Source organism: Variovorax sp. YR634 (assembly GCF_900106655.1).
Lineage (GTDB): Bacteria > Pseudomonadota > Gammaproteobacteria > Burkholderiales > Burkholderiaceae_C > Variovorax.
Window position 1 is genome coordinate 149996 of the sequence record NZ_FNOL01000012.1, and the last position, 24181, is coordinate 174176.

Genomic DNA, 24181 nt, shown 5'->3' on the forward strand with positions numbered 1-24181 from the left:
GCTACTACGATGAGCCAGAAATTCCAGGTCACGGGCATGAGTTGCGGCCACTGCGTGAGCGCGGTGCAGAACGCGGTGCAAACGGTGGACCCCGAAGCGCAGGTCACGGTCGATCTGGAAACGGGTCATGTCGACGTACTGAGCGAACAGCCGCGCAAGGACATCGTGGCCGCGATCGAGAACGCGGGCTACGCGGTTCAATGACGACGGGCCACGTCGCCATCGGCGAAGCGGCGCAGCGCTCCGGCGTGTCGGCCCGTATGGTCCGCCACTACGAAGGGCTGGGCCTGCTGCCGGCGGTGGCGCGCACCGAAAGCGGCTACCGCCAGTATGGAGAAGCTGACATCCACACGCTGCGCTTCATCAAGCGCTCGCGCGACCTGGGTTTCTCGATGGAAGAAATCGCGGAGCTGGTCGGGCTGTGGAACAACCGTCGGCGCGCAAGCTCGAGCGTGAAGCGCATCGCCGAAAAGCATCTTGGTGAACTGGAGCAGCGCATTGCCGACATGCAATCCATGCGCAACACGCTGGCCCACCTGGTTCATTGCTGCCACGGCGACGCAAGGCCGGACTGCCCGATCCTCGACGACCTGAGCAAGGTCTAGATCAGGCGCCCCGCACCAGCGACAGCACCTTGCCCGCATCCAGCGTGCGGGCCTTTTCCTGGATGGCCGGCAGGTACTGCGTCTGCAGGCTCTGCCCTTCCTTCACCACGCCCGAGAACGCGTCCTTCAGCATCTGCGTCGAGAGCGTGCGGCCGCCGGCGTAATAGCGCTTGGCCACATGGCCCAGTGCGTAGGTCGAAGCGAAGCTCATCCCCGAGCTCACGGCCTGGTTGCCCAGCCCGCGAAGCAATCCACCGCCAACCTTGCCAAGGAGGCCGCCGAGCAGCTTGCGCCCGGCCTGCTCCAGGTACTGCGAAGTCAGGCCCACGCCGACCGTGGCCAGGAAATCCTTGATGTGGCCGCTGTCGAGCTGATAGCCGTACGACTGGCCGATGCGGTAGACCAGCTTCATCTGCAGCGGAATGATCGCCATGGTCGAGAGCGTCTCGGGCAGCAGCTCCAGCGCGCCGTTGAGGATGGCGGCGTTGAGGATCGACTTGTCGAGCTCGGCGGCGTCGGGCGTATTCGGCGTCGATGGCGCCGCGACCGCGGTGCCGGCAGCGGCAGCAACAGGCACCGCCGCAATGTCTTCGGCCTGCTGCGAAAACGCGGCCGCCGAAGCATCCAGCCCCAGCGACGTGCGCACATCGGCCAGGAACATGCGCTCCGCCTCCGACTGCGTGCCGTCCGCGTCGCACACGCACACCGCCATCTCGTAGGCGAGTTGCCTGGCTTCGCTGCTTTTCAGCTCTCCGGCCACCGAGGCCAGCGACACGCGCTTCATCAGCACGTCCTGGTACAGCGTCGGCAGGTTCAGGCCATCGGCCTGCGACAGGCCCTCGGCAATCCGCTTGATCTCGGCCCGTTCACGCTCGTGCTTCTCACCATCGACAAAGGCAGCCAGCAGGCTCAGGGTAACTATCGACTTTGTTTCTGAAGGTGTCATGTTCAACATTTCGCAATATGAAGGATCAGGTTCGGTCGTCGAAGGGGCCGGAAGGTTCCGGCGAGCTTCTCCCCACAAACCTTGAGTAACTCTGTGGATAACGTTGGTACTTCTGTGTAGCGGAGTTGCAAGTCTTTGATTTAAAAGGGAAATCTACAGATCGCCCAAATTTTCAGCAATGAATTTCTCCGGGGAAAAACCGCCTTTCGCAGATTTTCCGGAAGGAGTCAAAGCACAACTCTGGGGACAGTTTTTGAACAAGCCATGGCTTATCCACAGGCCGGATCGGTTACCCAATGTTGTTCATGTGGCGGGTACAAACCGGAAGCGCAGCTGCGCACAGTGACAGAGCCATGACAAGTGCTTGTCACATAACGAAAAAAACGGCATGTCCACAGAAGAGGGCAACCCTTATCTACTACTACTAATTTGAATAAGAAGAATAAGAAGACAGGGAAAGGGAAAGCTGCGCGCGAAAAAAAAGCCGCGAACGGCCGCGCCAGTCGATGGCGCCTTTGAACAAAACCAGTCCTCCCGGTCCACTCCCCTCGGTAACATTCGTGGATGAGCTTCAAACCCCGGATCCTGATTGCCGAAGACGAATCAGGCATCGCCGACACGCTGCAGTACGTCCTCAAGAGCGACGGGTTCATTCCGGTCTGGTGCGCCACGGCCGAAGAAGCCATCGCCCAGTTCGCGCAGGAACCCCCGGCGCTGGCCATCCTGGACATCGGATTGCCCGATCTCAATGGTTTCGAGCTCTTCAAGCGCCTCCAGGCGCTCAACCAGTCCATGGGCGGCCCGGAGGTGCCCATGGTGTTCCTGACGGCCCGCAGCGACGAAATAGACCGCGTGGTGGGCCTCGAACTGGGCGCGGACGACTACATCGCCAAGCCGTTTTCGCCGCGCGAACTCGTCGCCCGCGTGCGGACCATCCTGCGGCGCAGCGCCAGAAACGGCGCAGGAGCCTCCACAGCGGGCGCGGCTCCAAACCATGGGATACCCCATCAAATCCAGGCCCAGACGCCTCCAGCGAGCTCACAGGCACCCGCACTGCCCTTTTCGCTCGACAACGAGCGCATGCAGATTCGTTATTACGGACGCCTGCTGGAACTCTCCCGTTACGAATACGGGTTGCTCAGACTGCTGGTGCAACGGCCCGGCCGCGTCTTCACGCGCGACGAACTGCTCGAACTTGTCTGGGACGATTCCAGCGACAGCTTCGACCGGACGGTAGACGCGCACATCAAGACCCTGCGCGCCAAGCTCAAGGCAATCGCGCCGGAAGTGGAGCCGATCCGCACGCTGCGCGGCACCGGCTACGCACTGAACGAAGAACTGCCCGCCAAGGCGTCGTGACCCGGCGCACGCGGATCTTCATCGGCATCCTGCTGATCTACACGGCGGGCATCGCCTTCCTGCTGTACCGCGTCGTTTCCGACATCGACCCACGCTACCGTGAATCGGCCGAGGAATCGTTGGTCGAAACCTCGCAGTTGGTGGCGAGCCTGGTCGAGCAGGACGTGATCGCCGGTGCCATCAACACGGCGCGGCTCGAGCCTCTGTTCCGAACGGTCTACGCGCGCGAGTTCTCCGCCCAGATCTACAACCTGCACAAAAGCCGTGTCGAACTGCGCGTGTACGTCACCGACCGCAACGGCCGTGTGATGTTCGATTCGCTCGGCAGGCATCTCGGTGCCGACTATTCGCAATGGGCCGACGTGAGCCGCACGCTCGCCGGTCTTTACGGCGCGCGCACCTCGCGCGATGTCGACGGCGACCCGCGCACTTCGGTCATGTACGTGGGCGCACCGATCCGCTGGAACAACGAGATCGTCGGCATGGTCAGCGTGGGCAAGCCGGTGCAGAGCTTCGGCCAGTTCGTGGAAGACGCCCGCGTGCGCACCATCTGGGTGGGCGTCGGCTCGGCACTCGCGCTGCTGCTGCTCACGCTCATCGTCTCGATCTGGCTAGTGCGGCCCTTCGGCCTGATCCGCGACTACTGGGCCTGGGTGCGCGCGCAGCGCAGCCTGAGCCTCGTGCGCATGGCGCGGCGCGCAGTCGACGGCGTACGCACCGGTTTCAGCGAAATGCGCGATGCCCTCACCGGCCGCAACTACGTGGCCGACTACGTGCAGACCTTCACGCACGAAGTGAAAAGCCCGCTCTCGGCCATCCGCGGCGCGGCCGAGCTGCTGCAGGAGCCGTCGATGCCGCATGCCGAGCGCGAACGATTCCTGAAGAACATCGAACGCGAGACGCAACGCATCCAGGAAATCGTCGACCGCATGATGGAGCTCACCGCGCTCGAGACGCGGCGCACGCTGGACCGCACAGAACCGGTGGCGCTGGCTTCGCTGATCGAGGACATCGCCGCCAGCGCACAACCCGCGGCAGCCAAGCGCAACATCAAACTGCTCGTGAACATCCGAGACGATGCCCGCACCGAAGGCGACCCGTTCCTGCTGCGCCGCGCCATCAGCAACCTGCTCGACAACGCCATCGATTTCTCACCGCGCGACAGCGAAGTGCTGCTCACGCTGGAAACGACCTCGAAGCTGGCCCGCGTGAGCGTGCGCGACCACGGTCCGGGCATTCCGGAATACGCGCAGGAAAAAGTCTTCGAGAAGTTCTATTCGCTCGCCAGGCCGCACAGCCAGAAGAAGAGCACGGGGCTGGGGCTGGCGTTCGTGAAGGAGATCGCGGCATTGCACCGCGGCCGGATCGATCTGGGCAACGCGTCGCGCGGTGGCGCCGTGGCGACGCTCACGCTGCCGTTGTTGTCACATCACTGAGGGCGGCCGATCAGCGCGCAATAGGCGCTGCGAGTTTCCGGACTCACAGCCCCGAGCGCCTGCAGGTACTGCGTCTGGTGCTGCCCGATCATGCGAGCCGACGCCACCGTCTTCGAGCGGCAATACCAGTGGCAGGTGTGCTGCATCAGGAACAGCTCGGCCGACATGGTGAAGGCTTTCGATTTAGGCGTGCGTCCGGCTTCGTTGCGCATCACGCCGGCAACGCCGCGTGCGTGGATGAGCAGGGCCTGGCGCACATCGAAGGTCGAACCCGGAAAGAATTGTGTGAACAGCGGAATGGCCACCGGCAGCTTGCTCACGCGCGTGGCGGGTTCGGGCATGCGCGAGAACTCTGCGGCGAAGCTGTCGAACTGGGCGGAGAGCTTTTCCTCGGTGGCGTCGAGCAGGTGCCAGATCTGCTGGCGGCGCTCGGCGTCGTCTTCGCCGAGGCAGCGCATGTAGCCGGAGGTGAGGCTCTCCATCAGCCTTTCAATCTGGTAGCGGCCGAGGTGGCTGGCCAGCAGCGCGATGCGCATGCGCTGTTCCCTGGACTTGAGGATGTAGAAGCCGGCGGCAAAGAGTGCCACCAGAGTAAGAATTTCCATGGATGCGTGGAGAAGAAAAAGAGAAGGCGGGAAGCAGCACCGAGTGTAGGCACCGCGACCCGCCTTCTCTTTTCAGCTTTGCGACTTACCGGAAGAAATCGAGGATCCTGTTGCGTTCTTCCGGTACTGGCGGCGCTCCGATGGGCGCACCCGTGAGTTCTTCGGCCGGCGGTGGCGGCGCTTCGCTTTCCAGGCCCAGGCTCGCTACGTTGTGGCCCGGCGTGAAGTCGTCGAAGTACCACTCGCCGTCGACGTTCACCACGCCAGGCGGTTCCGCGGGCTGCGTCACCGGCACGCCCTGCAGCGCGGTCTGCATGTAGCCGATCCAGATCGGCAGGCTCAGGCTGCCGCCGGTTTCACCGCGCACGCCGAGCTGGCGCGGTGTGTCGTAGCCGATCCACGCGATGCCGACCATGGTCGGCTGGAAGCCCGCGAACCAGGTGTCGAATGAGTCGTTGGTGGTGCCGGTCTTGCCGTAGAGGTCGTCGCGCTTCAGGGCCTGGTGCGCCTTGAAGCCGGTGCCGTTCTTCACCACGCTCTGCAGCAGCGAATCCATGATGAAGGCGTTGCGCTGCGGAATGGCGCGGCGCGCTTCGTCGAGCACAGGCGGCTCGGTTTCCATGATGACCTTGTCCCTCATGTCGGTGACACGCGTGACCAGGTACGGATTGACGCGGTAGCCGCCATTGGCGAACACCGAATAGCCCACCGCCATCTGCATCGGCGTGACCGAGCCGGCGCCCAGGCCCATCGGCAGGTTGGCAGGATGCTTGTCCTTGTCGAAGCCGAACTTGGTGATCCAGTCTTGCGCATAGGGCGCGCCGATCGACTCCAGCACGCGCAACGTGACGAGGTTCTTCGACTTCATCAGCGCGGTGCGCAGCGGCATGGGGCCTTCGTAGGTGCCTTCGAAGTTCTTCGGCTCCCAAGGCTGGCCGCCGTTGGCGCTGGCATCGAAGTACAGCGGCGCGTCGTTCACCACGGTTGCGGGCGTGAAGCCTTTTTCAAGCGCGGCCGAATAGATGAAGGGCTTGAAGCTCGAACCCGGCTGGCGCCAGGCCTGCGTCACGTGATTGAACTTGTTCTTGCCGAAATCGAAACCGCCGACCAGCGCCTTGATGGCACCGCTGCGCGGATCCATGCCGATGAAGGCGCCTTCGACCTCGGGCAACTGCGTGATCTCCCAGGTGTTCTTCGGCGTCTTCGCCACGCGGATGACTGCGCCGCGGCGGATCTTGATGTTCGGCGGCGCCTTCGCCGCGAGGCCCGACTGCGCGGGTTTCAGGCCATCGCCCGTGATCTGGATGGTTTCGCCGTTCGCGCGCACGGCGCTGATTTCCTTCGCGTTCGCGTCGAGCACCACGGCCGCGACCACATCGCCGTTGTCGGGGTGTTCGGCCAGTGCATCGTCCACGGCTTCATCGATTTCCTTCTGCTCGGTCGGCAGGTCGACGAACCTCTCGGGGCCGCGGTAGGGCTGGCGGCGCTCGTAGTCCATGATGCCCTTGCGCAGCGACCTGTAGGCAGCTGCCTGGTCGGCCGCCACGAGCGAGGTATAGACCTTCATGCCGCTGGTGTAGATGCTGTCGCCGTACTGCGCGTACATCATCTGGCGCACCGTCTCGGCCACGTACTCGGCATGCAGGCGGTTCGGATCGGCGGCGTCGCGCAGGTGCAGTTCTTCCTTCTTGGCTTCTGCAGCCTGGTCGGCGGTGATGAAGCCGGTTTCCTGCATGCGGTCGATCACGTAGAGCTGGCGCGCCCGCGCGCGGCGCGGGTTGGCCACGGGGTTGTTGGCGCCGGGCGCCTTCGGCAGGCCGGCCAGCATTGCGGCTTCGGCGATGGTGACGTTCTGCAGCGGCTTGCCGAAATAGGTTTCGGCGGCGGCCGCAAAGCCGTAGGCGCGATTGCCGAGGTAGATCTGGTTCAGGTAGATCTCGAGAATCTGGTCTTTGGTGAGCTGCCGTTCGAGCCGCAGTGCCAGCAGGATCTCGTAGGTCTTGCGGCTCATCGTCCGCTCCGAGCTCAGGTACACGTTGCGCGCCACCTGCATCGTGATGGTCGACGCGCCCTGCTTGCGGCCGCCCTTCAGGCTGGCCACCGCTGCGCGCAGGAAGCCCTTGTAGTCCACACCGCCGTGGTCGTAGAAGCGCGCGTCTTCCACAGCCAGTACCGCGTCTTTCATGACCTTCGGAATGTTGGCGAAGGGCGTGAGGTTGCGGCGCTCTTCACCGAACTCGCCGATCAGCTGGCCTTCGGTCGAGTACACGCGCAGCGGCAGCTTGGGCCGGTAGTCGGAGAGCTCCGACACATCGGGCAGCTTTGGATAGATGGCGACCGCAGCGACGATGGCGGCAACCAGCACCACGAGCGCGCCGGAGCCGACCGCGATGGCGCCCCAGCCGGCAATGCGCTTCCATGGCGCGCGGGGTTCGTTGGACGCCGCATTGCCGTCGTCGGAAGGTTTGGAGCTTGAGCGTTTGAACATAAGAGTTGGCTGCTTACTGGCTAGCGAAAGGATTGGAGCCGCCGCGCGCTGCTGCGTTCCTGCATCGGGAGGTCGAGCGTGCCTTGCCGCGCAGCCTGCAGCGCGCAATGCATGGCATCGAAATACTTGTCGTGGTCGAAGGCGATCAGCAACAGATCCACGCCTGCGCTGAGGGCGCGAACGGTGGCATCGCAAAGACCGCGGTTGTAGGCTGCGCCCATCGTGAGATCGTCGGTGACGAGCAGGCCCTGGTAGACCCATTCGCCTCGAATCACCCGCTGCACGATTTTGCGCGAGAAAGAGACCGGATATTCGGCGTCGAACTCTACAAGGATGACATGGCCGAGCATGATCGCGGCATCCGAATGTTTCGACACGTCTTGAAACGGCTTCCAGTCGTGCGCGGCGAGTTGGGCGACAGGCGTGCGCAGTTCGGCGGCGAAATGATGGGTGTCCTCGGCCACGCCGCCCAGGCCGGGAAAGTGCTTGAGCGTGCCGCGAACGCCTGTGGATTCAAGGCCCAGCTCGTAAGCGAGCGCCACCTGCGCAGTGATGGCGGGGTCGGCCGAGATCGCGCGTTCGTCGATGCGGGTGTGGAAGTCCCAGCGGCCCGGTGCGCGGCCGGGGCGCAGGTCGACCACCGGGCTGAAATTGAGCGTGATGCCAAGAGCCGCGAGCGCCTTGCCCTGTTGCGCGCCGTAGGCATGGGCGCGTTGTGTGAGCTCGTTGTCGGGCACATCGGCGTCGAGCAGCGAGGCGAGTGCAGGCTGGCGTTCGACCAGTGGCGAGAGACGCGAAACCGCGCCGCCTTCCTGGTCGGTTGCGACGATCAGCGGTTGCAGGTCGGCTTCGCGGCGCAATGCCTGCAGGCCCTCGATTTCAGTGCGCAGTTCAGCGGCCGTGCGGCCCTTTACATTGCGGCCGGTTACGAAGATTCCGCCGATCAGCCCCTTCCTGGCCAGCTCTCGCAGGTTTTTCGCATCGTCGTACCCGACGATGAAATGCGCGCCCAGCGCCTGTGCGAGCGGGCCCTCCGATTCATTCACTTCGGCCCGGTGCTGGTGCGAGGCCGCCTCGTTGCACAGGGCAGTCAGCAAGGCCGCGAATGCCAGGCCCAGAGCGACCGGGCGCAAGTTGCCCCGTGCAAACCGCCAGGCGATTGCGATGCCGGCCACCAGCATCGCCAACAGCAGAGGCAGTTCCCACGCGCGCATGAAGCGCAGGTGCGGGTCCTTCAGGTGCCAGGCCCAGAACCACAGTGTGGCCAGGGCCAGCCAGCCCGATGCACTCGCGATGACCCGCAGCAGTCTCATGCCGCCTGCGCTTCCGGTGCCGGTTCCACGCGCCGCGAGAGCGCATACCAGTCGACCTTGCGCGTGACGAGCATCAGCGTGGCCAGCATGCCGAAGATCAGCAGCGCACCGAGCAGCAGCGCGTTGCTTTCGGAAGCCAGCAGGCCGTAGAGCGCGCCATAGAGCAGCGCCACGAAGGCGCCGAAGGACAGGCCGCGCCGCCAGCCTCCCAGCACCGCGCTGAAGTACACGGCCAGCAGCGCGACGCTCGCCGTGGCGGCACCCGCATATGCCATCCAGAACGCGAACTTCTCCGACAGCGCGAGCAGCAGCAGGAAGAACAGCGCGATCGACAGGCCGACCAGGCCGTACTGGATCGGATGCAGGCGCAGCTTGCGGAACAGCTCGAACATGAAGGCGGCCATCAGCACGAGCCCGATGAACAGCGCACCGTACTTGCCGGCGCGCGTGCTCATCGAATACACGTTGATGGGTTGCGCGAGAGACACGTCGAAGGTCTGCAGCGGACCTATGTTCTGGCGTGCCTGAGTGGTGGCGGCTTCAGCGGCGTTGCCGCGACCCGAGAGACCCGCGCGTACCTGCTCGCGCGCCGAAGTCACGAGCGACGACACACGCCAGTGCGCGTCGAAGCCCTGCGGCGTCACGCTGCGCTCGGCCGCGAGAAAGCGGCCGCCGAAACTGGGGTGCGCCCAGGGCGAGGTCAGGTGCGCGGTCGTTTCCTCGGCGATGGGCGCGATGGAGAGCGTGTCCTGCCCGACCAGGCCGAGCTTCATTTCAAACGCGATCGGTGTGCTGGCTTGCCATGCACTGAGCGCTGCACCGGTGAGTGGCGCGTGGATGCCGTCTGCAAACCATGCACCGTCGGCCAGGCCCGGCACGCGTTGCTTGAAGCGCAGTGTCTCGCTGCCCACCGTCATCGCGGGCGAGCCATCGAGGCCGCGAAGGTCGCTCACGTTGAAGGCGATGAAGGGCACCTTGAACTCGATGCTCGAATCGGACTCGCTGTGCGGAACGGCCTTCGGGTCGAAGACCGTGAAGCCGCCAGTGAGCGCGGCGTTGAGCGTGTAGAACGGAATCTTGAAGATGCCGCGATAGCGCTCCTGCGGCGCCATCGTGCCTTCGATGTGCAGCTTGTCAGGGAACACCACGTGGGCCATTTCCTTGCTGCGCGGCTCCTGGCCGATCACTTTGCCCTGTGCGTCGCGCAGCGGCTCCATCCAGCGCTCCACATACGGCACCAGCAGCAGCGGGCCGACCATCGTCTGGCGGCCCGCATAGGTGGCGGCGAGCTCGTCGGCTGCTTCGCGCTGGCTCTCGCCGCGGGCGCGGTTGATCGAGTCGATCTCCCCCAGCGGAATGCACAGGAGCAACAGCAGGAAGAACAGGCCGGCGACCTTGGCCAGCACCGAGCTCTGAAGGGCCTTCAACAACTGAAGCATTTTTTCTCTCCTCGTCTGTAGCGAAGCCGCGATGCTCGCCGCGCGATCCGAAGGCCGTGTGAAGCGTGCGCGCCGCTTCGCTTCACACAGACTTCACAGAGCCGCGCTCGGGTGTTTTCGACTTCAAGAAGCCTTCCAACTGCCTTCTCGCGTGGTGCCGACAGTTGCGGCTGTGCAAGTTCGCACGGACAAGGACCCCCGCCATGGATGCCCACATCACCACCCCACGTCCCGGCCGCTGGCTCTGGCTCGCCACCGTGAGCCTGGCGACCGCGGGCTTCATCGCTATGGGCGTGCGCCCGGCGCATGCGCAGGAAGCGCCCGCCGGCCCGCGCCTGAAGACAGAAAGCCCGTATTTCTTCGTGAAGAGCGACGACCCCTCGGTCGACCGCCTGCCGTTGAAGGGCACCGAGGTCTCGGTGAAGATCTCGGGCGTGATCGCCGACGTGACGGTCACGCAGACCTACCGCAACGAAGGCCAGCGCGCCATTGAAGCGAAATACGTTTTCCCCGGCTCGACCAAGGCTGCCGTGAGCGGCCTCAACGTGCGTCTGGCCGACCGGCTCATCACCGCGCAGATCCGCGAGAAGCAGCAGGCGCAGATCGAATACGACACCGCCAAGAAGGAAGGCAAGACCGCCGCGCTGCTCGAGCAGCACCTGCCCAATGTGTTCCAGATGAACGTCGCCAACATCCTGCCCGGTGACGACGTGAAGGTGGAGCTGCGCTATACCGAACTGCTGGTGCCGCAGTCGGGCAACTACCAGTTCGTGTTCCCGACTGTGGTCGGGCCGCGCTACAACTCGCCGCAGTCGGAGAACGCGCAGGCCAAGTGGGTCGCGCAGCCCACGCTGCCTGCTGGCGTGGCGCCGGCCACCAACTTCAAGCTCAAGGCCAGCATCGACACGCCGATGGGCATCAAGGAAATCCGCTCGGCCACGCACACCATCGACGTGAAGAAGAGCGACGAAGACCAGCACGCCGACATCGCGCTCAAGGCCGACGGCCGCCCCGCCGACAACCGCGACTTCGTACTCGACTACCGCCTGGCGGGCGAGAAAATCGAATCGGGCCTGATGCTCTACAAGGGCCAAGGCGAGAACGCGGAGAACTTCTTCCTCGCGATGGTCGAGCCGCCCAAGGCCGTGGCCGCCAGCGCCATCTCGCCGCGCGACTACATCTTCGTGGTGGACATCTCGGGCTCGATGCACGGCTTTCCGCTCGACACCGCGAAGACGGTGCTCGAACGCCTGATCGGCGGGCTGCGCCCCAGCGACACCTTCAACGTGCTGCTGTTCTCCGGCAGCAACAAGATGCTCTCGCCCAAGTCGGTGCCGGCCACGCGCGCCAACATCGAACAGGCGCTCGCCACCATCCAGAACTACAGCGGCAGCGGCAGCACCGAACTCATTCCTGCGCTCAAGCGCGCGTACGCCGAGCCCAAGGAAGAAAACGTATCGCGAAGCATCGTGGTGGTGACCGACGGCTACGTGACGGTCGAGCGCGAAGCCTTCGAGCTGGTGCGCAACAACCTCTCGAAGGCCAATGTGTTCGCTTTCGGGATCGGTTCGTCGGTCAACCGCAGCCTGATGGAAGGCATTGCACGCGCCGGCGTGGGCGAGCCCTTCATCATCACCGACCCGGTGCAGGCGCCCGAGCAGGCCGCGCGGTTTCGCCGCATGGTCGAGTCGCCGGTGCTCACCAGCGTGAAGGCCACTTTCGGCGGGCTCGATGTGTACGACGTGGAACCTCAAGCCCTGCCCGACGTGCTCGGCGAACGCCCGGTGATCGTGTTCGGCAAATGGCGTGGCGAAGCCAAGGGCCGCGTGATCATCGAAGGCCAGAGCGCCAGCGGCCCGTACCGCCAGGAAGTTCGCATCGACGACCGCACCCGCCAGGACACCGCCGCGCTGCGCACGCTGTGGGCCCGCCACCGCATCCAGAGCCTGAGCGACCAGGAAACGCTCGAAGGCGGCACGGCCTTCAAGGAACGCATCACCGAGCTCGGCCTGAAGTACAGCCTGCTCACGCAGTACACGAGCTTCATCGCCGTCGACAAGGTGGTGCGCAACGTGGCGCCGCAAGACAGCGTGGGCGTGAACCAGCCGCTGCCGATGCCGCAGGGCGTGAGCAATCTCGCGCTGGGCGCCGAAGTGCCGAGCACGCCCGAACCCGAATCGCTGGGCGCCATCGCCGTCGTGCTGTCGATGCTCGCGATGCTGCGCCGCCGCGCACGCCGCAATGACGCGCGTCGTTTCACTGCCTGAACAAAAGCAAAAGAGAGAGAAGAAAAATGTCTTTGGCAACGCTCGCCCACCGCCACCCGCGCATCGTGGACTGGGGCATCCACATCGACCGCACGCCGGCCGCCGGCTGGCTGGGGCTGCAATTCATCGCGCTGATGCCGACCTGGGTCTGGATGGTGCAGCGCATGCGCGACGGCTCCGACGATCCGATGGGGCTGCTGGCGCTGCTCGCCCTCGCAGCGCTGACCTGGAGCCGCCGGCATGAACTGCGCGCCTCGCCGCGGCTGGGCTGGCTCGCGCTGGCCGGCGCTGGCACCGTGCTCGCGACGCTGCTGCGCACGGGGCTCGGCTTCATGCCCGCGCTGCCGCCGCTTGCGGCCGGGCTGGTGGCCGTGCTGGCGCTGGCTTGCGGGCTGCTGGCTTTTCTGCCGCGCCGTGTAGCGGCGTTTCCGGTGGCTGGCCTTGCTGTGCTCGCGCTGCCGCTGCTGTCGTCGCTGCAGTTCTATGCCGGCTATCCGCTGCGCGTGCTGACGGCCGAAGTCAGCCGCTGGCTGCTGGCGCCGGGCTTCGACGTGGCGCGCGAGGGCACGAGCCTGATGATCGATGGCCGCCTTGTGATCGTCGATGCGCCCTGCTCGGGTGTGCAGATGGTGTGGCTCGGCTACTTCACGGCCTGCGCCGTCGCACTGTGGGCGCGCCGCAGCGACCGCGCCTTCATGCGCCGCCTGCCGATGGTCGGCCTCTTCGTGCTGGCCGGGAACATCGTGCGCAACAGCGTGCTGATCGCCTTCGAAGGCGCCGGCCATCCGCTTGCGCCGTGGGCACACAACGCGCTGGGCCTGCTGGTGCTGGCCGTGGTGTGCGGCGCCATCGCCCGCCTCATGGTGCCGGCGCAGTCCGAACCCCAAGCTGCCGAACATCCCATTCCAGGCCTGATCACCACCCAAGGAAGCCGCCATGTCGACACCGTTCTTTGAACGTTGGTTTGCAAACCATTTCATCAACCGCATCGGCCACAAGACAGCTTTTGCGCTGGCGATGGTGCTGTGCGTGCTGTGGTCTGCAACCGCGGCCATGCGCGCACCAGCCGAACCGGTTGCTGCCGTGATGTCGCACGAATGGCCTAGCGAGTGGGATGGCGTTCCGTTGCGCCCGCTAGCCCTGAGCGACGTGGAGCAGCGCTTTGCCGATCGCTTCCCCGGCGCCATCGGCCGCATGACCGACGGCACGCAGACCCTGGTGATGCGCGAGGTGGCGCAGCCCACGCGCATGCTGCACCCGGCGACCGATTGCTATCGCGCGTTGGGCTACCGCATCGAACAGGCGCGCCTGGAACGCGATGCACAGGAGCGCATGTGGCGCTGTTTTGTTGCGCAACGGCACGGCGCGCAAAAAATCCGCGTTTGCGAGCGCATCGTCGATGCCCGGGGCACTGCTTTCACAGACACTTCAAGCTGGTACTGGGCAGCGGCCAGCGGCCAATCCCATGGGCCGTGGCAAGCTGTCACGGTGGCAAAACCGATCTGACGATCCGAGAACGTGCCTTGAAGAAGATCCTGCGATTCGTGCTCTATGGCCTGCTGGCCTTGGTCATTACGGCGTGTGTAGCTATCTTTTTGATAGTCAAGCTGGCGCTCGCGCCGGCTGCGGGTGAGTGGAGCACCACGGTGAAGACGGGCCCGCTGAATTTCGAGATCGGCATTCCGACCGCAGTGCGCGTGGCCACCTCGTCGTGGTTCGCGCCCTACCTCGACGGGCGCTCGCTCGACACCAGCTTCGGCACCGTGCGCTTCGCCTGGAAGCCGGCCGGCGAGCTGCTCGAGATGCAGTGCGCGCCTTGCAGTGCAGAGGTGCCGGCGCTCGGCACCCAGCCGATCCGGGTCGAGCGCCTGGTCGCCACCGTGAAGCGCGACGGTAACACGCTCAACGGCACCTTCGAGGCCACGCCCCAAGGCACAGACACCACCCGGCTGCAAGGCAACTGGGACGGCAGGCTCGCGCCGAAGAACATTCATCTGAACGCCAGCGTGCAGGACGCACCCATCGCGCGCTGGTACGCGGTGCTGGTGCCCACCCTGCCCGAACTGCAGCGCGCACGCATCGGCGGCACGCTGGCGCTGCGCGGCCAGCTCGTGCTGCCCGAGGCCACCTTCGCCGTGCAACCCGTCATCAGCCAGTTCACCGTCGAGGGGCTGGGCACCGAAGCCATGCTCAACGCGCGCACCAGCTGCGGCCCCTCGGCCAAGCTCGCCAACGACAGCTGGCTGGCGCGCGCCGTCATCGCCGCAGAAGACCAGCGCTTCTTCACCCACAGCGGCTACGACCTGACCGAGATCCTCGCGTCGATCGACAACAACCAGAAGCCCGGCCAGATCCGGCGCGGCGGCAGCACGCTCACGCAGCAACTGGCCAAGCTGCTGGTGACGGGCAGCGACCGCACGGCCGAGCGCAAGCTGCGCGAGCTGCTCTACGCGGTCGAGATGGAGCAGACGCTGGGCAAGGCCCGCATCCTGCAGCTGTACCTGGACAACGCGCCCTGGGGCGGCAACATCTGCGGCGCCGAGGCCGCGGCGCGCCGCTACTTCAAGCGCAACGCACGCACGCTCGAACCGGCGCAGGCCGTGTGGCTCGCCGCCATGCTGCACAAGCCGCAGGCCGTGCTCGAGCAATGGCGGCGCGACGGCCACATCGACGCCGACCGCATCAAGTGGGTTGCCGAGGGCATCCGCGGGATCAGCCGGAACCAGCGCGAAGCGCTGCTCAAGGGCGTGGCCGCGGCGAAGTTCACGGCGCCGGAGGCCACGCCATGAACACCATGACACTGAACGTCACCGACATCGAAGCCATCGAGCGCGCCACCATCGCGGCCGTGTCGCCCGACCTGACCGAGGAGCTCGACGGCTGGCTGCTGCCCTTTGCCGGCGGCACCGTGAAGCGCGCCAGATCGGCCGTGCCGCTGCACCGCAGCGCGGTCGATCACGCAACGCTCGACCGCATCGAAGACCGCTACGACAGCCGCCAGGTCGTGCCCGCGCTGCGGCTGGCCGACGCGCCCTGCTTCGACGGGCTGCGCGCCGAGCTGGAGCGGCGGCACTACATCGGCGACAGCCCGACCTGCGTGCAGATCGGGTCGGTGCAGCGCATGCGGCAGGTGGTCGCGCCGGGCGACGCATTGGCCGATGTCGACCGCGCGCCCGACGACGCGTGGTCGGCGCTGTTCCTCGGCGAGGGCTTCGATCCGGTGGACGGCGCCCATCGCGTGCGGATGCTGTCGCGGGCCAAGGGCACGCTCTATGCCAGCGTGCGCGAAGGCGGCCGCACACTGGCGGCCGGCGCAATGGCGTTCGGCCACGGCTGGGCCAGCGTGCACGGCATGCGCACCGACCAGGCGCAACGCGGGCGCGGCCTGGCGGGGCGCGTGCTCGCCGGGCTGGCGCAGGCCGCATCGGCGCGCGGCTTCGAGCGGGTCTTCCTGCAGGTCGACGCACACAACCACCCGGCGCTATCGCTCTACCGCCGGGCCGGCTTCGAGACGCATTGGAAGTACAGCTACTGGCAGCGCCAGCAGTGGCCTTGACGGGGCGGGTGGCGCGGCGGGCGCGTTAGTGCCACCATGGACGCATGATGAATGCCAACCACCACGCCAACCACCCCACCGATCCCGTCGCCACGCCGCGCGGCATCGACCACATCGTGGCCGGTGTTTCCACCAGCGACGGCGACGGCGTGAAACTCACCCGCGTGCTGCAGCAGCCCCTGCAGAAGCGGCTAGACCCGTACCTGATGCTCGATGCCTTCGGCAGCGACAACCCGGGCGACTACATCGGTGGCTTTCCCAACCATCCGCACCGCGGCTTCGAGACCGTCACGTACATGATTGCGGGCCGCATGCGCCACCGCGACAGCGAAGGCCACGAAGGGCTGCTCGAGAACGGCGGCGTGCAGTGGATGACCGCCGGCCGCGGCCTCGTGCACAGCGAGCTGCCCGAGCAGGAAGAAGGCCTGATGGAGGGCTTTCAGCTGTGGCTCAACCTGCCTGCCAAAGACAAGATGCGCGAGCCCTGGTATCGCGACGTCCAGAGCGAAGAGATTCCCGAGTTCACCACCACCGGCGGCGCCCACGTGCGCGTGATTGCTGGCGCAAGCCACGGCATCGAGGGTGCGGTGCGGCGCGAGCACACCGAGCCCCTGTACCTCGACATCACGCTGCCGCCGGGCGCCGAGTTCGCGCAGCCGCTGCCGGACGATCACAACGCGCTGGTCTACGTGTTCCGCGAATCGCTGTGGATCGCGGGCAGCGAAATCCCGACGCGGCGCATGGCGATCCTGGCCAACGACGCGGGCAGCGACGGCGTGGTGCTGCGCGCCGGCGCAACCAACCACAGCCCGGCGCGCGCGCTGCTCATCGCCGGCAAGCCGCTGCACGAACCCATCGTGCAATACGGGCCCTTCGTGATGAACACGCAGGAGCAGGTCAAGCAAGCCGTGCACGATTTCCAGAACGGCAAGCTGGGCTGAGCCTGTTCACCCCCGAAGCGACTGTGGCCGGCCAATCGAGGCAATAAGTCACGCCATGCGTTGTGCCCACGGTCGCGGTTCATCATTCTTTACGCAAGCTCACGCAGGGCTAACTGGCGCGACACAGAGCTCTTCCACACTTCGTCTCACCTGCTGCCCATCGGTGGCGGGCTTCTTCGAAAGGAAGCAACTCTCATGATTTCTCTTCGCCAACGCATCGTCTGGGCCAGCCTGCTGGGTTCGGCCGCCCTCGCCTCTTCGGGCGCCTTTGCTCAAGCGCCGGCCGCTGCTCCCTCCGCACCCGCCGCCGCGGTGGCCCAGGCCGACAGCGCCGCCGCGCCCAAGGCGCAGCACAAGCGCATGGACCCCGCCAAGCGCATGGAGCGCATGCAGGAGCACCGCGCCAAGCGTCTTGCCGCCCTGAAGGAAAAGCTCAAGCTCACTTCGGCACAGGAAGGCGCGTGGAGCTCCTTCACCACCGCGACGCAGCCGCCCGCCGGTCCGCGCCCGCACATGGACCGCGCCGAGTTCGCCAAGCTGACCACGCCGGAGCGCCTGGAACGCATGCAGACCCGCCAGGCCGAGCGCAGCGCGATGTTTGCCAAGCGTGCCGACGCCACGAAGACCTTCTATGCCGCGCTGACGCCCGAGCAGCAGAAGACCTTCGACGCCGAGACCGCGCACTTCGGCGGCCCCCGTGGCCACGATGGCCATCGCGGTCATGACGGCCACCGCGGTGCGCCGGCACCCGCCAAGGGCTGACCCCCGCCCGCGACGTGCCGGTGACGGCGCTGTCGAAGAAAAAGCCCGCAACGCTTTCGCGCTGCGGGCTTTTTCATTGACGGGCGGCCTTGCCGACTAATCCGGCGTGCCGGTGCCGGCCTTGTCCGTCGGGTTGGTCACCACGTTCGGGCGCTCGCCCTTCTGGCCGAACTGCGGCTTGACCTTGCGCCCTGTCTGGCTGACTTCAGCGCGCGACATCTCGCCGGTCGGCTGCGGCATGGCGTTCGGCTGGTGGTTGATCATGGTGGTTGCCTCGCCCTTGGGCACCATCGTGGTGGCGTTGCTGCGGTTCTGAGCGCGGGCCTCGGCCTTCACCGCTTCGCGCGATGCGGGCATCGAGTTGTCGGGGCGCTGCGGCGGGTTGGCGACTCCGGCCGGCGTCATGGTGCTGGCTTCGCCGCCCGCCGAGGGATCGGGCTGGGCGGGAATGGACGTGGTCTGGGCCAGGGCGATGCCTGCCGTACCCAGCAGCGCGGCGAGAACCGTGGCGCGAAAAGTGACTTGCTTCATGGCTTGCTCCTTGTGGCTTGTATCGGTATCGGTGGATGAAAACGCGGGCTGCTTTTCTCGAGCCCTGAATTCACCGTAGGAGCGGTGAAATCCCCGTCGTGTGGGGGTGCGGCAGGGCTGCCTGTAGGAGCCGGCCGCCATGGGGAGCCCGCCGCCGCGCAGCGAAAGGGGCGAATGGGTCCCAAGAAGGTGGCGCGTTCCTACAGTCAGCGCGCGCGAGGCCACGTACAACCCGCACAACGATGTCTTCTTCGCCCATTCCCGACGCCGCGGCGGCCACGCCAGTCTTGCCGACCTCGCTCAAGGTCATGACGGTGAATACCCACAAGGGCTTCACCGCGCTCAATCGCAAATTCATCCTGCCCGAGTTGCGCGATGCCGTGCGCACCGTGGGGGCCGACGTCGTGTTCCTGCAGGAAGTGCTGGGCACCCACTCGCGCCATTCGCGCAGGGTGAACAACTGGCCCGAGGCGCCGCACTACGAATTTCTGGCCGACACCATGTGGCCGCAGTTCGCCTACGGGCGCAACGCGGTGTACCCGAAAGGCCACCATGGCAATGCGGTGCTCTCGAAATTCCCGATCGTGCATTTCCGCAACCACGACGTTTCGGTGAGCGGCCCAGAGAAGCGCGGCCTGCTGCACTGCGTGCTGCGGCTGCCGGGCCGCGTCGTCGACGTGCATGTGATCTGCGCGCACCTCGGGCTGGCCGAGGCGCACCGGGAGCAGCAACTGGAGCTGCTGTGCCACATCGTGCGCGACGAGGTGCCGTCCGATGCGCCGTTGATCGTGGCGGGCGACTTCAACGATTGGCGCGGCCGCGCGCACGACATCCTGGAAAAAGGCGCCGCGTTGCGCGAGGTGTTCGTGCACGCCCACGGCCGCGCGGCCAGGACCTTTCCGGCGCGTTTCCCGGTGCTGCAGCTGGACCGCATCTACGTGCGCAATGCTGGCGTGCACGCGCCCGTGGTGCTGCCGCGCCGGCCGTGGTCGCACCTGTCGGACCACGCCCCGCTGGTGGCGGACATCGACCTGTGAGCGGGCAAGACATGAGCAACAACAACAACCGCTGGATCGGCGGCAACCGCATCGAGCTGCTGGAGAACGGCGAGGAGTTCTTCCCGCGCGTGTTCGACGCCATCCGGCAGGCGCAGCGCGAGGTGATCATCGAGACCTTCATCCTGTTCGAGGACAAGGTCGGCATGCAGCTTCATGCCGCCATGCGCGAAGCGGCGCAGCGCGGCGTGAAGATCGATGTGCTGATCGACGGCTTCGGCTCGCCCGATCTCTCGCGCGAGTTCATCGAAGGCCTGACATCGGCCGGCGTGAAGGTGCGTGTGTTCGACCCGGGGCAGCGCTTCATGGGCCAGCGGCTCAACGTGTTTCGCCGCATGCACCGCAAGATCGTGGTGATCGACGGCGCGCGCGCCTTCGTCGGCGGCATCAACTATTCGGCGGACCACCTGCTCGACTTCGGCCCCAAGGCCAAGCAGGACTATGCGGTCGAACTCGCGGGGCCGATCGTGGCGGAGGTCCATCAGTTCGTGCTGCGCGCCATCGCGCTCGGCGGCAAGGGCGCGGGTTGGTTCCGCCGCAGGCTGAAGCAGGCGCCGCGCGCCGGGCAAGTGCACGCCGGCGAGGCCGAAGCCATGTTCGTCACACGCGACAACCGGCGCCACACCAACGACATCGAGCGCCACTATCGCGCCGCGATCCGGACGGCGCGCGAGCGCATCGTGATCGCCAATGCGTATTTCTTTCCGGGCTACCGCTTCATCAAGGAGCTGCGGCGCGCGGCGCGGCGCGGCGTGGACGTGCGGCTCATCCTGCAGGGCGAGCCCGACATGCCGATCGTGAAGACCGCCGCGAGCATGCTGTACCACCACCTGCTGCACGCCGGCGTGCGCATCTACGAATACTGCGACCGCCCGCTGCACGGCAAGGTCGCGCTGATGGACGACAAGTGGAGCACCGTGGGCTCGAGCAACCTCGACCCGCTGAGCCTGTCGCTCAACCTGGAAGCCAACGTGATCGTGCGCGACGAAGCCTTCAACAAGGTGCTGTGGGAGCGCATGGACCAGCTGATGCAGCACAGCTGCAAGCAGGTGGAGGCGGCCGACCTCGCCAGCGAATGGAGCGGCTGGCGGCTGGTGCGCAGCTTCTTCGTCTTCCACATCCTGCGCTGGTATCCGGCCCTGCTGGGCCGCCTGCCGCGCCACGTGCCGCGCCTGACGCCGGCCGAGGCCACCGACCTTGCGAGCCGGCGCGACACCGGGCGCAGCAATCCGGCCGGCGGTGCTACGCAGACGGAAACCGCCTGAGCGGAAAGGCCGTATCGCAATGAGCACGATGGCACTCTCCCGCCACAGCTGGTGGCCCTGGGCCCGTCGCGCGGCGATGTGGGGCTTCTTCGCGCTGATCGCCTGGCTGCTCGTGCGGCAGGCGCGCACCATCGATTGGGAAGAGGTGCTCGACGCCATTCGCGCGCTGCCTCTCATCTTCCTGCTCGCGGCCGGCGCGCTGGTGGCCTGCAGCTTTGCGCTCTACAGCACGTACGACCTGCTGGGCCGGCACCTGACGCGGCACCGGCTCGGCACGGGCACGGTGATGGGCGTGACCTTCATCAGCTACGCCTTCAACCTCAACCTCGGTTCGCTGGTGGGCGGCGTGGCGTTCCGCTACCGGCTCTATTCGCGCCTGGGGCTTGCGAACGACACCATCACGCGCGTGCTCGGCTTCAGCATGCTGACCAACTGGCTCGGCTACCTCGTGGTGGCCGGCACGGCCTTCTGCTTCTGGCCGATGACGCTGCCGCCCAACTGGAAGATCGACGGCGAGGGCCTGCGCATCCTTGGCGCGGTGCTGCTGACGGCGGCACTGGCCTACCTGGTGCTGTGCGCCACGGCACAGGGGCGCACCTGGCGCGTGCGCGGCCATGCTTTCAAGGTGCCGGGGCTGCCGATGGCGCTGCTGCAGCTGGCCATGTCGTGCACCAACTGGTCGCTGATGGGTGGCGTGATCTGGTTCCTGCTGCAGGGACAGGTCGGCTACGCGCAGGTGCTCGCGGTGCTGCTGGTGGCGGCGGTGGCAGGCGTCATCACGCATGTGCCGGCGGGGCTCGGCGTGCTCGAGGCGGTGTTCGTGGCGCTGCTCGCGCACGAGGTGCCACAAGCGAAGCTGCTCGGCGCGCTGCTGGCCTATCGCGGCCTGTATTACCTGCTGCCGCTGGTGGTGGCCACGCTGGGCTATCTGGTCACCGAAGCGAGGGCCAGGCGGCTGCGCGTGCCGGCGAGGCCAGGGCGCTAGAAATGGTAGGTGTAGCGCAGCTTGACGAAGTTCTCGCCCGGGTTCGGCTTCTTGATGCCGCCGTTCGAGAAGTGCTGCAGGCGCAGTGACAGCTCGTGCTCGCCGTGTTCGCCAAAGCTGCGTCCAACGCCCAGCACCTCGGTGAACTGGAAGGCGGTGCTGAAGCTGCGGTCGGGCGTCTTGTAGACGTGGTCCATCACGCTGCCGCCGACGCCGCCTTCGGCAAACCAGGGCGAGCTGCCGTGGTCGAAGCGATAGCGCCAGGTGTAGATCGCGCCGATCTGCGCGTAGTCGTGCGGGCCGTTGCCCAGCGCGGGCGCGTGCCAGTTGCTCAGGAACACGTCCCAGTAGGTTGTGAGGGCGCCTTCCTGAACCGGCTGGCGCAGCGACCACGGGAAGGTCATGCCCACCGTGGCCGAGTTGGTGCTGCCCATTTCGCCGTGCGGTGCGCGGCCCCCTTCGAAATAAATACCGCGTTCGCTGTCTTCGAACGCATGGGCCGCCGTGCCCAGCAGGCCGAAAAGGCCCGCGAGCACGGCGGCCCGGAGGGGCGCGGAAGCGTGGAATCTCATGATGCGACTTCTGAATGCATGAAGTGGAAATAAGTCGGCATCATTAATTTCCGCCGCGTCCGGCATTCGCACAGCACGTAATTTCCACATCGGAAAGTAGGACTTGATCAACAAAAATGCAGAGTCAGATTTGTTGCGCTGCAGCATTTGCAGCCGGCGAAGCCTATAGTGGTCCGACCTCCTACAACCGCCTTCGAGCGCACCGCCCCACATGTCGTCTCTTACCTCCGCCGCCCGTCTGGCCAATCCGCTCATGCAGTGGCTCGACCTGGCGCTCAAGACCAACGAGATGCTGCTGTCCTCCGGCTCGGTGATCCGCATCCGGACCGAGCGCATCGCCAAGGCCGGGCTCGCGCCCAGTGCGGCCGACCTGGCGGAATTCCAGCTCATGGGCGACGAGAAGCTCGCGGCCGCGAGCGAATCGGGCATTGCGATGGTGAAGCAGTGGCACCGCAGCCATTTCTCGCTCGCCAACCGCGTGCTGCAGCAATGGGTTCAGAGCACGACGGCTTTCTTCTCGCTGGCGGGCAGCGTCACGCCGGCCCAGGCGGCAGCGCATGGCGACGCATTCGTGCAGTCGGCAGCCGGCACGGTCAACGCAGCGAGCCAGTTCCCAGGCATTGCGGTACGCATAGCGCGCGAAGGCCTCAAGCCGATTCACGCAGCAGCCACCTCCAACGCCCGCCGGCTGGCCGAGCTGGAATCCTGATCGAGGAAGCCCCTCAGGGCTTTGCCGGTACCAGCGTCAGCAGAGTGATTTCAGAAGGCGCGCCAAAGCGCTTCGGCGGGCCCCAGTAGCCGGTGCCCCGGCTCACGTACACCCACATGTCGTGCAGTCGGTGCAGGCCCGCCGTAAAGGGCTGCTGCATCGGCACGAACAGGTTCCACGGAAAGAACTGGCCGCCGTGCGTGTGGCCCGACAGCTGCAGCTGGTAGCCGGCAGTTGCAGCCAGCACCGCGCTGCGCGGCTGGTGCGCGAGCAGCACGCGCGTGTGCACCAGCGGCGGTGCGTCATGCAGCGCCAGGTGTGGATCGCTGGCGTGCGCGGCGTCGAAATGCCCGGCGGTGAAGTCGGTCACGCCGGCCAGCACCAGCGCGCTTTCGAACAGTTCTTCGTCGGTCTGCGCGCCGCGCACGTTGCGCGTCTGCAGCACCACGTGTTCATTGAGCAGCACCTTCAGGCCCAGCCGACGCAGCTCATCGATCCAGGCATGCGCGCCCGCGTAGTACTCGTGGTTGCCCGTGACCACAAAGGTGCCGTGGCGCGCGCGCAGCCCGGCCAGCGGCGCGATGTGCTCGCGCAGTTCCGGCACCGTGCCGTCGACCAGGTCGCCGGTGATCGCGATGGCGTCGGCGCCGAGGCGGTTCACCGCGTCGACGATGCGCTGGATGTAGGCGCTGCGGATCGTCGGCCCCACGTGGATGTCGCTGAGCTGCGCGATGGTGAAGCCCTCGAGCGCCTGCGGCAGACCGCGGATGGGCACGTCCACCCGCTTCACGCTGGCCGTTCGGCGCGCATTGAGAAAACCGATTACCGACGTGGCCGTGGCCATCGCCAGCACCGCCAGCGCGCTCCATGGCTGCAGGGCGTTCCAGTGCACCTGCACGCCGCCTAGCGCGCTCGCCAGCCAGGTCAGCAGCAGGCCCGCATCGCGCACCAGCGTCAGCACGAACATCGACGAGAACCAGCCCATGCTGATCAGGCCGACCCACTTGAGTACCTCGCCCGTGGAGACATCGCGCCCGATGCGGCGCGATGCGAAAGGCAGCGGAATCGTCACCGCCGACACCACCAGCGCGAGCAGCGCCAACGGCCATGCGGGCGTGAGCATGGCCAGCGCGGGCAGCAGGCGCAGCGCTATATAGACATGCAACAGCGCGGTCAGGGCGCTCAGGGGACGGATCGGCATCGGGGCAATGGGTTCGGGCACTGCCCGGGATACACCACCTGCAAGGCGCATGCCGCGCATTCAAGATACCGGGAGACGCCGCAATCGCTATTTTTTCTATAGCGCAAGGCGCCCGGATAGCAGGCGTTATGGCATGGTGGAGTTAA

23 protein-coding genes are annotated in these 24181 nt (G+C 66.2%); 15 read left to right on the top strand and 8 right to left on the bottom strand.

The features are described from left to right. Window positions 1-9: 9 nt before the first annotated feature. The gene (locus tag BLV60_RS20550; protein WP_007833622.1) at window positions 10-204 is read left to right on the top strand and encodes a heavy-metal-associated domain-containing protein; all 195 of its coding nucleotides are present in this window, start codon (window positions 10-12) and stop codon (window positions 202-204) included. Beyond that, complete coding sequence (gene cueR / locus BLV60_RS20555; RefSeq protein WP_093057125.1) at window positions 201-605, top strand: Cu(I)-responsive transcriptional regulator; 405 nt, start codon at window positions 201-203, stop codon at window positions 603-605. Before BLV60_RS20550 ends, cueR begins: the two co-directional genes overlap by 4 nt. Before the next feature lies 1 nt (window position 606). Here the strand turns inward: cueR and BLV60_RS20560 are convergent, their stop codons facing one another. After that, window positions 607-1551, bottom strand: coding sequence for a YcjF family protein (locus BLV60_RS20560; protein ID WP_093057176.1), 945 nt, complete (start codon window positions 1549-1551; stop codon window positions 607-609). A gap of 564 nt (window positions 1552-2115) precedes the next feature. Between BLV60_RS20560 and creB the strand changes: the two genes are divergently transcribed. Together creB and creC are read left to right on the top strand one after the other, a co-directional pair. Then, the gene (gene creB / locus BLV60_RS20565) at window positions 2116-2910 is read left to right on the top strand and encodes a two-component system response regulator CreB (protein ID WP_093057126.1); all 795 of its coding nucleotides are present in this window, start codon (window positions 2116-2118) and stop codon (window positions 2908-2910) included. Continuing rightward, window positions 2907-4346, top strand: coding sequence for a two-component system sensor histidine kinase CreC (gene creC / locus BLV60_RS20570; RefSeq protein WP_093057127.1), 1440 nt, complete (start codon window positions 2907-2909; stop codon window positions 4344-4346). The genes creB and creC overlap by 4 nt, the downstream gene beginning before the upstream one ends. On the opposite strand, the gene BLV60_RS20575 is transcribed toward creC, so the two are convergent. The 4 genes from BLV60_RS20575 to creD all read right to left on the bottom strand — a co-directional run bounded on the left by BLV60_RS20575 (window position 4340) and on the right by creD (window position 10191). Continuing rightward, window positions 4340-4951, bottom strand: a complete 612-nt coding sequence (locus tag BLV60_RS20575; protein WP_093057128.1) for a hypothetical protein — start codon at window positions 4949-4951, stop codon at window positions 4340-4342. The genes creC and BLV60_RS20575 overlap by 7 nt on opposite strands. Before the next feature lie 85 nt (window positions 4952-5036). Next, a complete protein-coding gene (locus tag BLV60_RS20580; protein WP_093057129.1) occupies window positions 5037-7439 on the bottom strand; it encodes a penicillin-binding protein 1A in 2403 nt (800 codons plus the stop codon). A 20-nt stretch (window positions 7440-7459) separates the two neighbouring features. Further along, window positions 7460-8620, bottom strand: coding sequence for a glycoside hydrolase family 3 N-terminal domain-containing protein (locus BLV60_RS20585; protein WP_256329378.1), 1161 nt, complete (start codon window positions 8618-8620; stop codon window positions 7460-7462). 128 nt (window positions 8621-8748) lie between these two features. Next, window positions 8749-10191: a cell envelope integrity protein CreD gene (creD, locus tag BLV60_RS20590; RefSeq protein WP_093057131.1), complete on the bottom strand. Its 1443-nt coding sequence runs from the start codon at window positions 10189-10191 to the stop codon at window positions 8749-8751. A gap of 203 nt (window positions 10192-10394) precedes the next feature. Between creD and BLV60_RS20595 the strand changes: the two genes are divergently transcribed. The 7 genes from BLV60_RS20595 (at window position 10395) to BLV60_RS20625 (ending at window position 17717) form a co-directional block, all read left to right on the top strand. After that, window positions 10395-12458, top strand: coding sequence for a VIT and vWA domain-containing protein (locus tag BLV60_RS20595; RefSeq protein WP_093057132.1), 2064 nt, complete (start codon window positions 10395-10397; stop codon window positions 12456-12458). Between the two features lie 26 nt (window positions 12459-12484). Further along, window positions 12485-13414, top strand: coding sequence for an exosortase Q (gene xrtQ, locus BLV60_RS20600; protein ID WP_093057133.1), 930 nt, complete (start codon window positions 12485-12487; stop codon window positions 13412-13414). Continuing rightward, a complete protein-coding gene (locus BLV60_RS20605) occupies window positions 13395-13964 on the top strand; it encodes a hypothetical protein (RefSeq protein WP_093057134.1) in 570 nt (189 codons plus the stop codon). Before xrtQ ends, BLV60_RS20605 begins: the two co-directional genes overlap by 20 nt. 17 nt (window positions 13965-13981) lie before the next feature. After that, entirely contained in the window at window positions 13982-15247 is a 1266-nt protein-coding gene (locus BLV60_RS20610; protein WP_093057135.1) for a biosynthetic peptidoglycan transglycosylase, read from the top strand. Beyond that, window positions 15244-16014 (top strand): GNAT family N-acetyltransferase, encoded by a 771-nt coding sequence (locus BLV60_RS20615; RefSeq protein WP_093057136.1) that lies wholly within the window; start codon window positions 15244-15246, stop codon window positions 16012-16014. The genes BLV60_RS20610 and BLV60_RS20615 overlap by 4 nt, the downstream gene beginning before the upstream one ends. 44 nt (window positions 16015-16058) lie before the next feature. Beyond that, the gene (locus BLV60_RS20620) at window positions 16059-16955 is read left to right on the top strand and encodes a pirin family protein (RefSeq protein ID WP_093057137.1); all 897 of its coding nucleotides are present in this window, start codon (window positions 16059-16061) and stop codon (window positions 16953-16955) included. Between the two features lie 195 nt (window positions 16956-17150). Then, the gene (locus tag BLV60_RS20625) at window positions 17151-17717 is read left to right on the top strand and encodes a Spy/CpxP family protein refolding chaperone (RefSeq protein WP_093057138.1); all 567 of its coding nucleotides are present in this window, start codon (window positions 17151-17153) and stop codon (window positions 17715-17717) included. Between the two features lie 96 nt (window positions 17718-17813). On the opposite strand, the gene BLV60_RS20630 is transcribed toward BLV60_RS20625, so the two are convergent. Beyond that, a complete protein-coding gene (locus tag BLV60_RS20630; RefSeq protein WP_093057139.1) occupies window positions 17814-18248 on the bottom strand; it encodes a serine/threonine protein kinase in 435 nt (144 codons plus the stop codon). Window positions 18249-18490: 242 nt separating this feature from the next. Between BLV60_RS20630 and BLV60_RS20635 the strand changes: the two genes are divergently transcribed. From BLV60_RS20635 to BLV60_RS20645, 3 genes are read left to right on the top strand one after another with little or no spacing between them, the layout of a single operon-like run. Beyond that, on the top strand, window positions 18491-19285 hold the full coding sequence (locus tag BLV60_RS20635) for an endonuclease/exonuclease/phosphatase family protein (protein ID WP_093057140.1): 795 nt from the start codon (window positions 18491-18493) through the stop codon (window positions 19283-19285). Between the two features lie 11 nt (window positions 19286-19296). Then, entirely contained in the window at window positions 19297-20568 is a 1272-nt protein-coding gene (gene clsB, locus BLV60_RS20640; RefSeq protein ID WP_093057141.1) for a cardiolipin synthase ClsB, read from the top strand. Window positions 20569-20587: 19 nt separating this feature from the next. After that, complete coding sequence (locus tag BLV60_RS20645) at window positions 20588-21553, top strand: lysylphosphatidylglycerol synthase domain-containing protein (protein ID WP_176928845.1); 966 nt, start codon at window positions 20588-20590, stop codon at window positions 21551-21553. Here BLV60_RS20645 and BLV60_RS20650 read toward each other — a convergent pair. Next, on the bottom strand, window positions 21550-22125 hold the full coding sequence (locus BLV60_RS20650) for an acyloxyacyl hydrolase (RefSeq protein ID WP_093057142.1): 576 nt from the start codon (window positions 22123-22125) through the stop codon (window positions 21550-21552). The genes BLV60_RS20645 and BLV60_RS20650 overlap by 4 nt on opposite strands. A 211-nt stretch (window positions 22126-22336) precedes the next feature. On the opposite strand from BLV60_RS20650, the gene BLV60_RS20655 reads away from it, so the two are divergent. Continuing rightward, window positions 22337-22834 carry a polyhydroxyalkanoate granule-associated phasin gene (locus BLV60_RS20655; protein ID WP_093057143.1) on the top strand — a complete coding sequence of 166 codons (498 nt, stop codon included), beginning with the start codon at window positions 22337-22339 and terminating at the stop codon, window positions 22832-22834. A 13-nt stretch (window positions 22835-22847) separates the two neighbouring features. Here the strand turns inward: BLV60_RS20655 and BLV60_RS20660 are convergent, their stop codons facing one another. Next, complete coding sequence (locus BLV60_RS20660) at window positions 22848-24095, bottom strand: metallophosphoesterase (RefSeq protein WP_093057144.1); 1248 nt, start codon at window positions 24093-24095, stop codon at window positions 22848-22850. Between the last annotated feature and the right edge of the window lie 86 nt (window positions 24096-24181).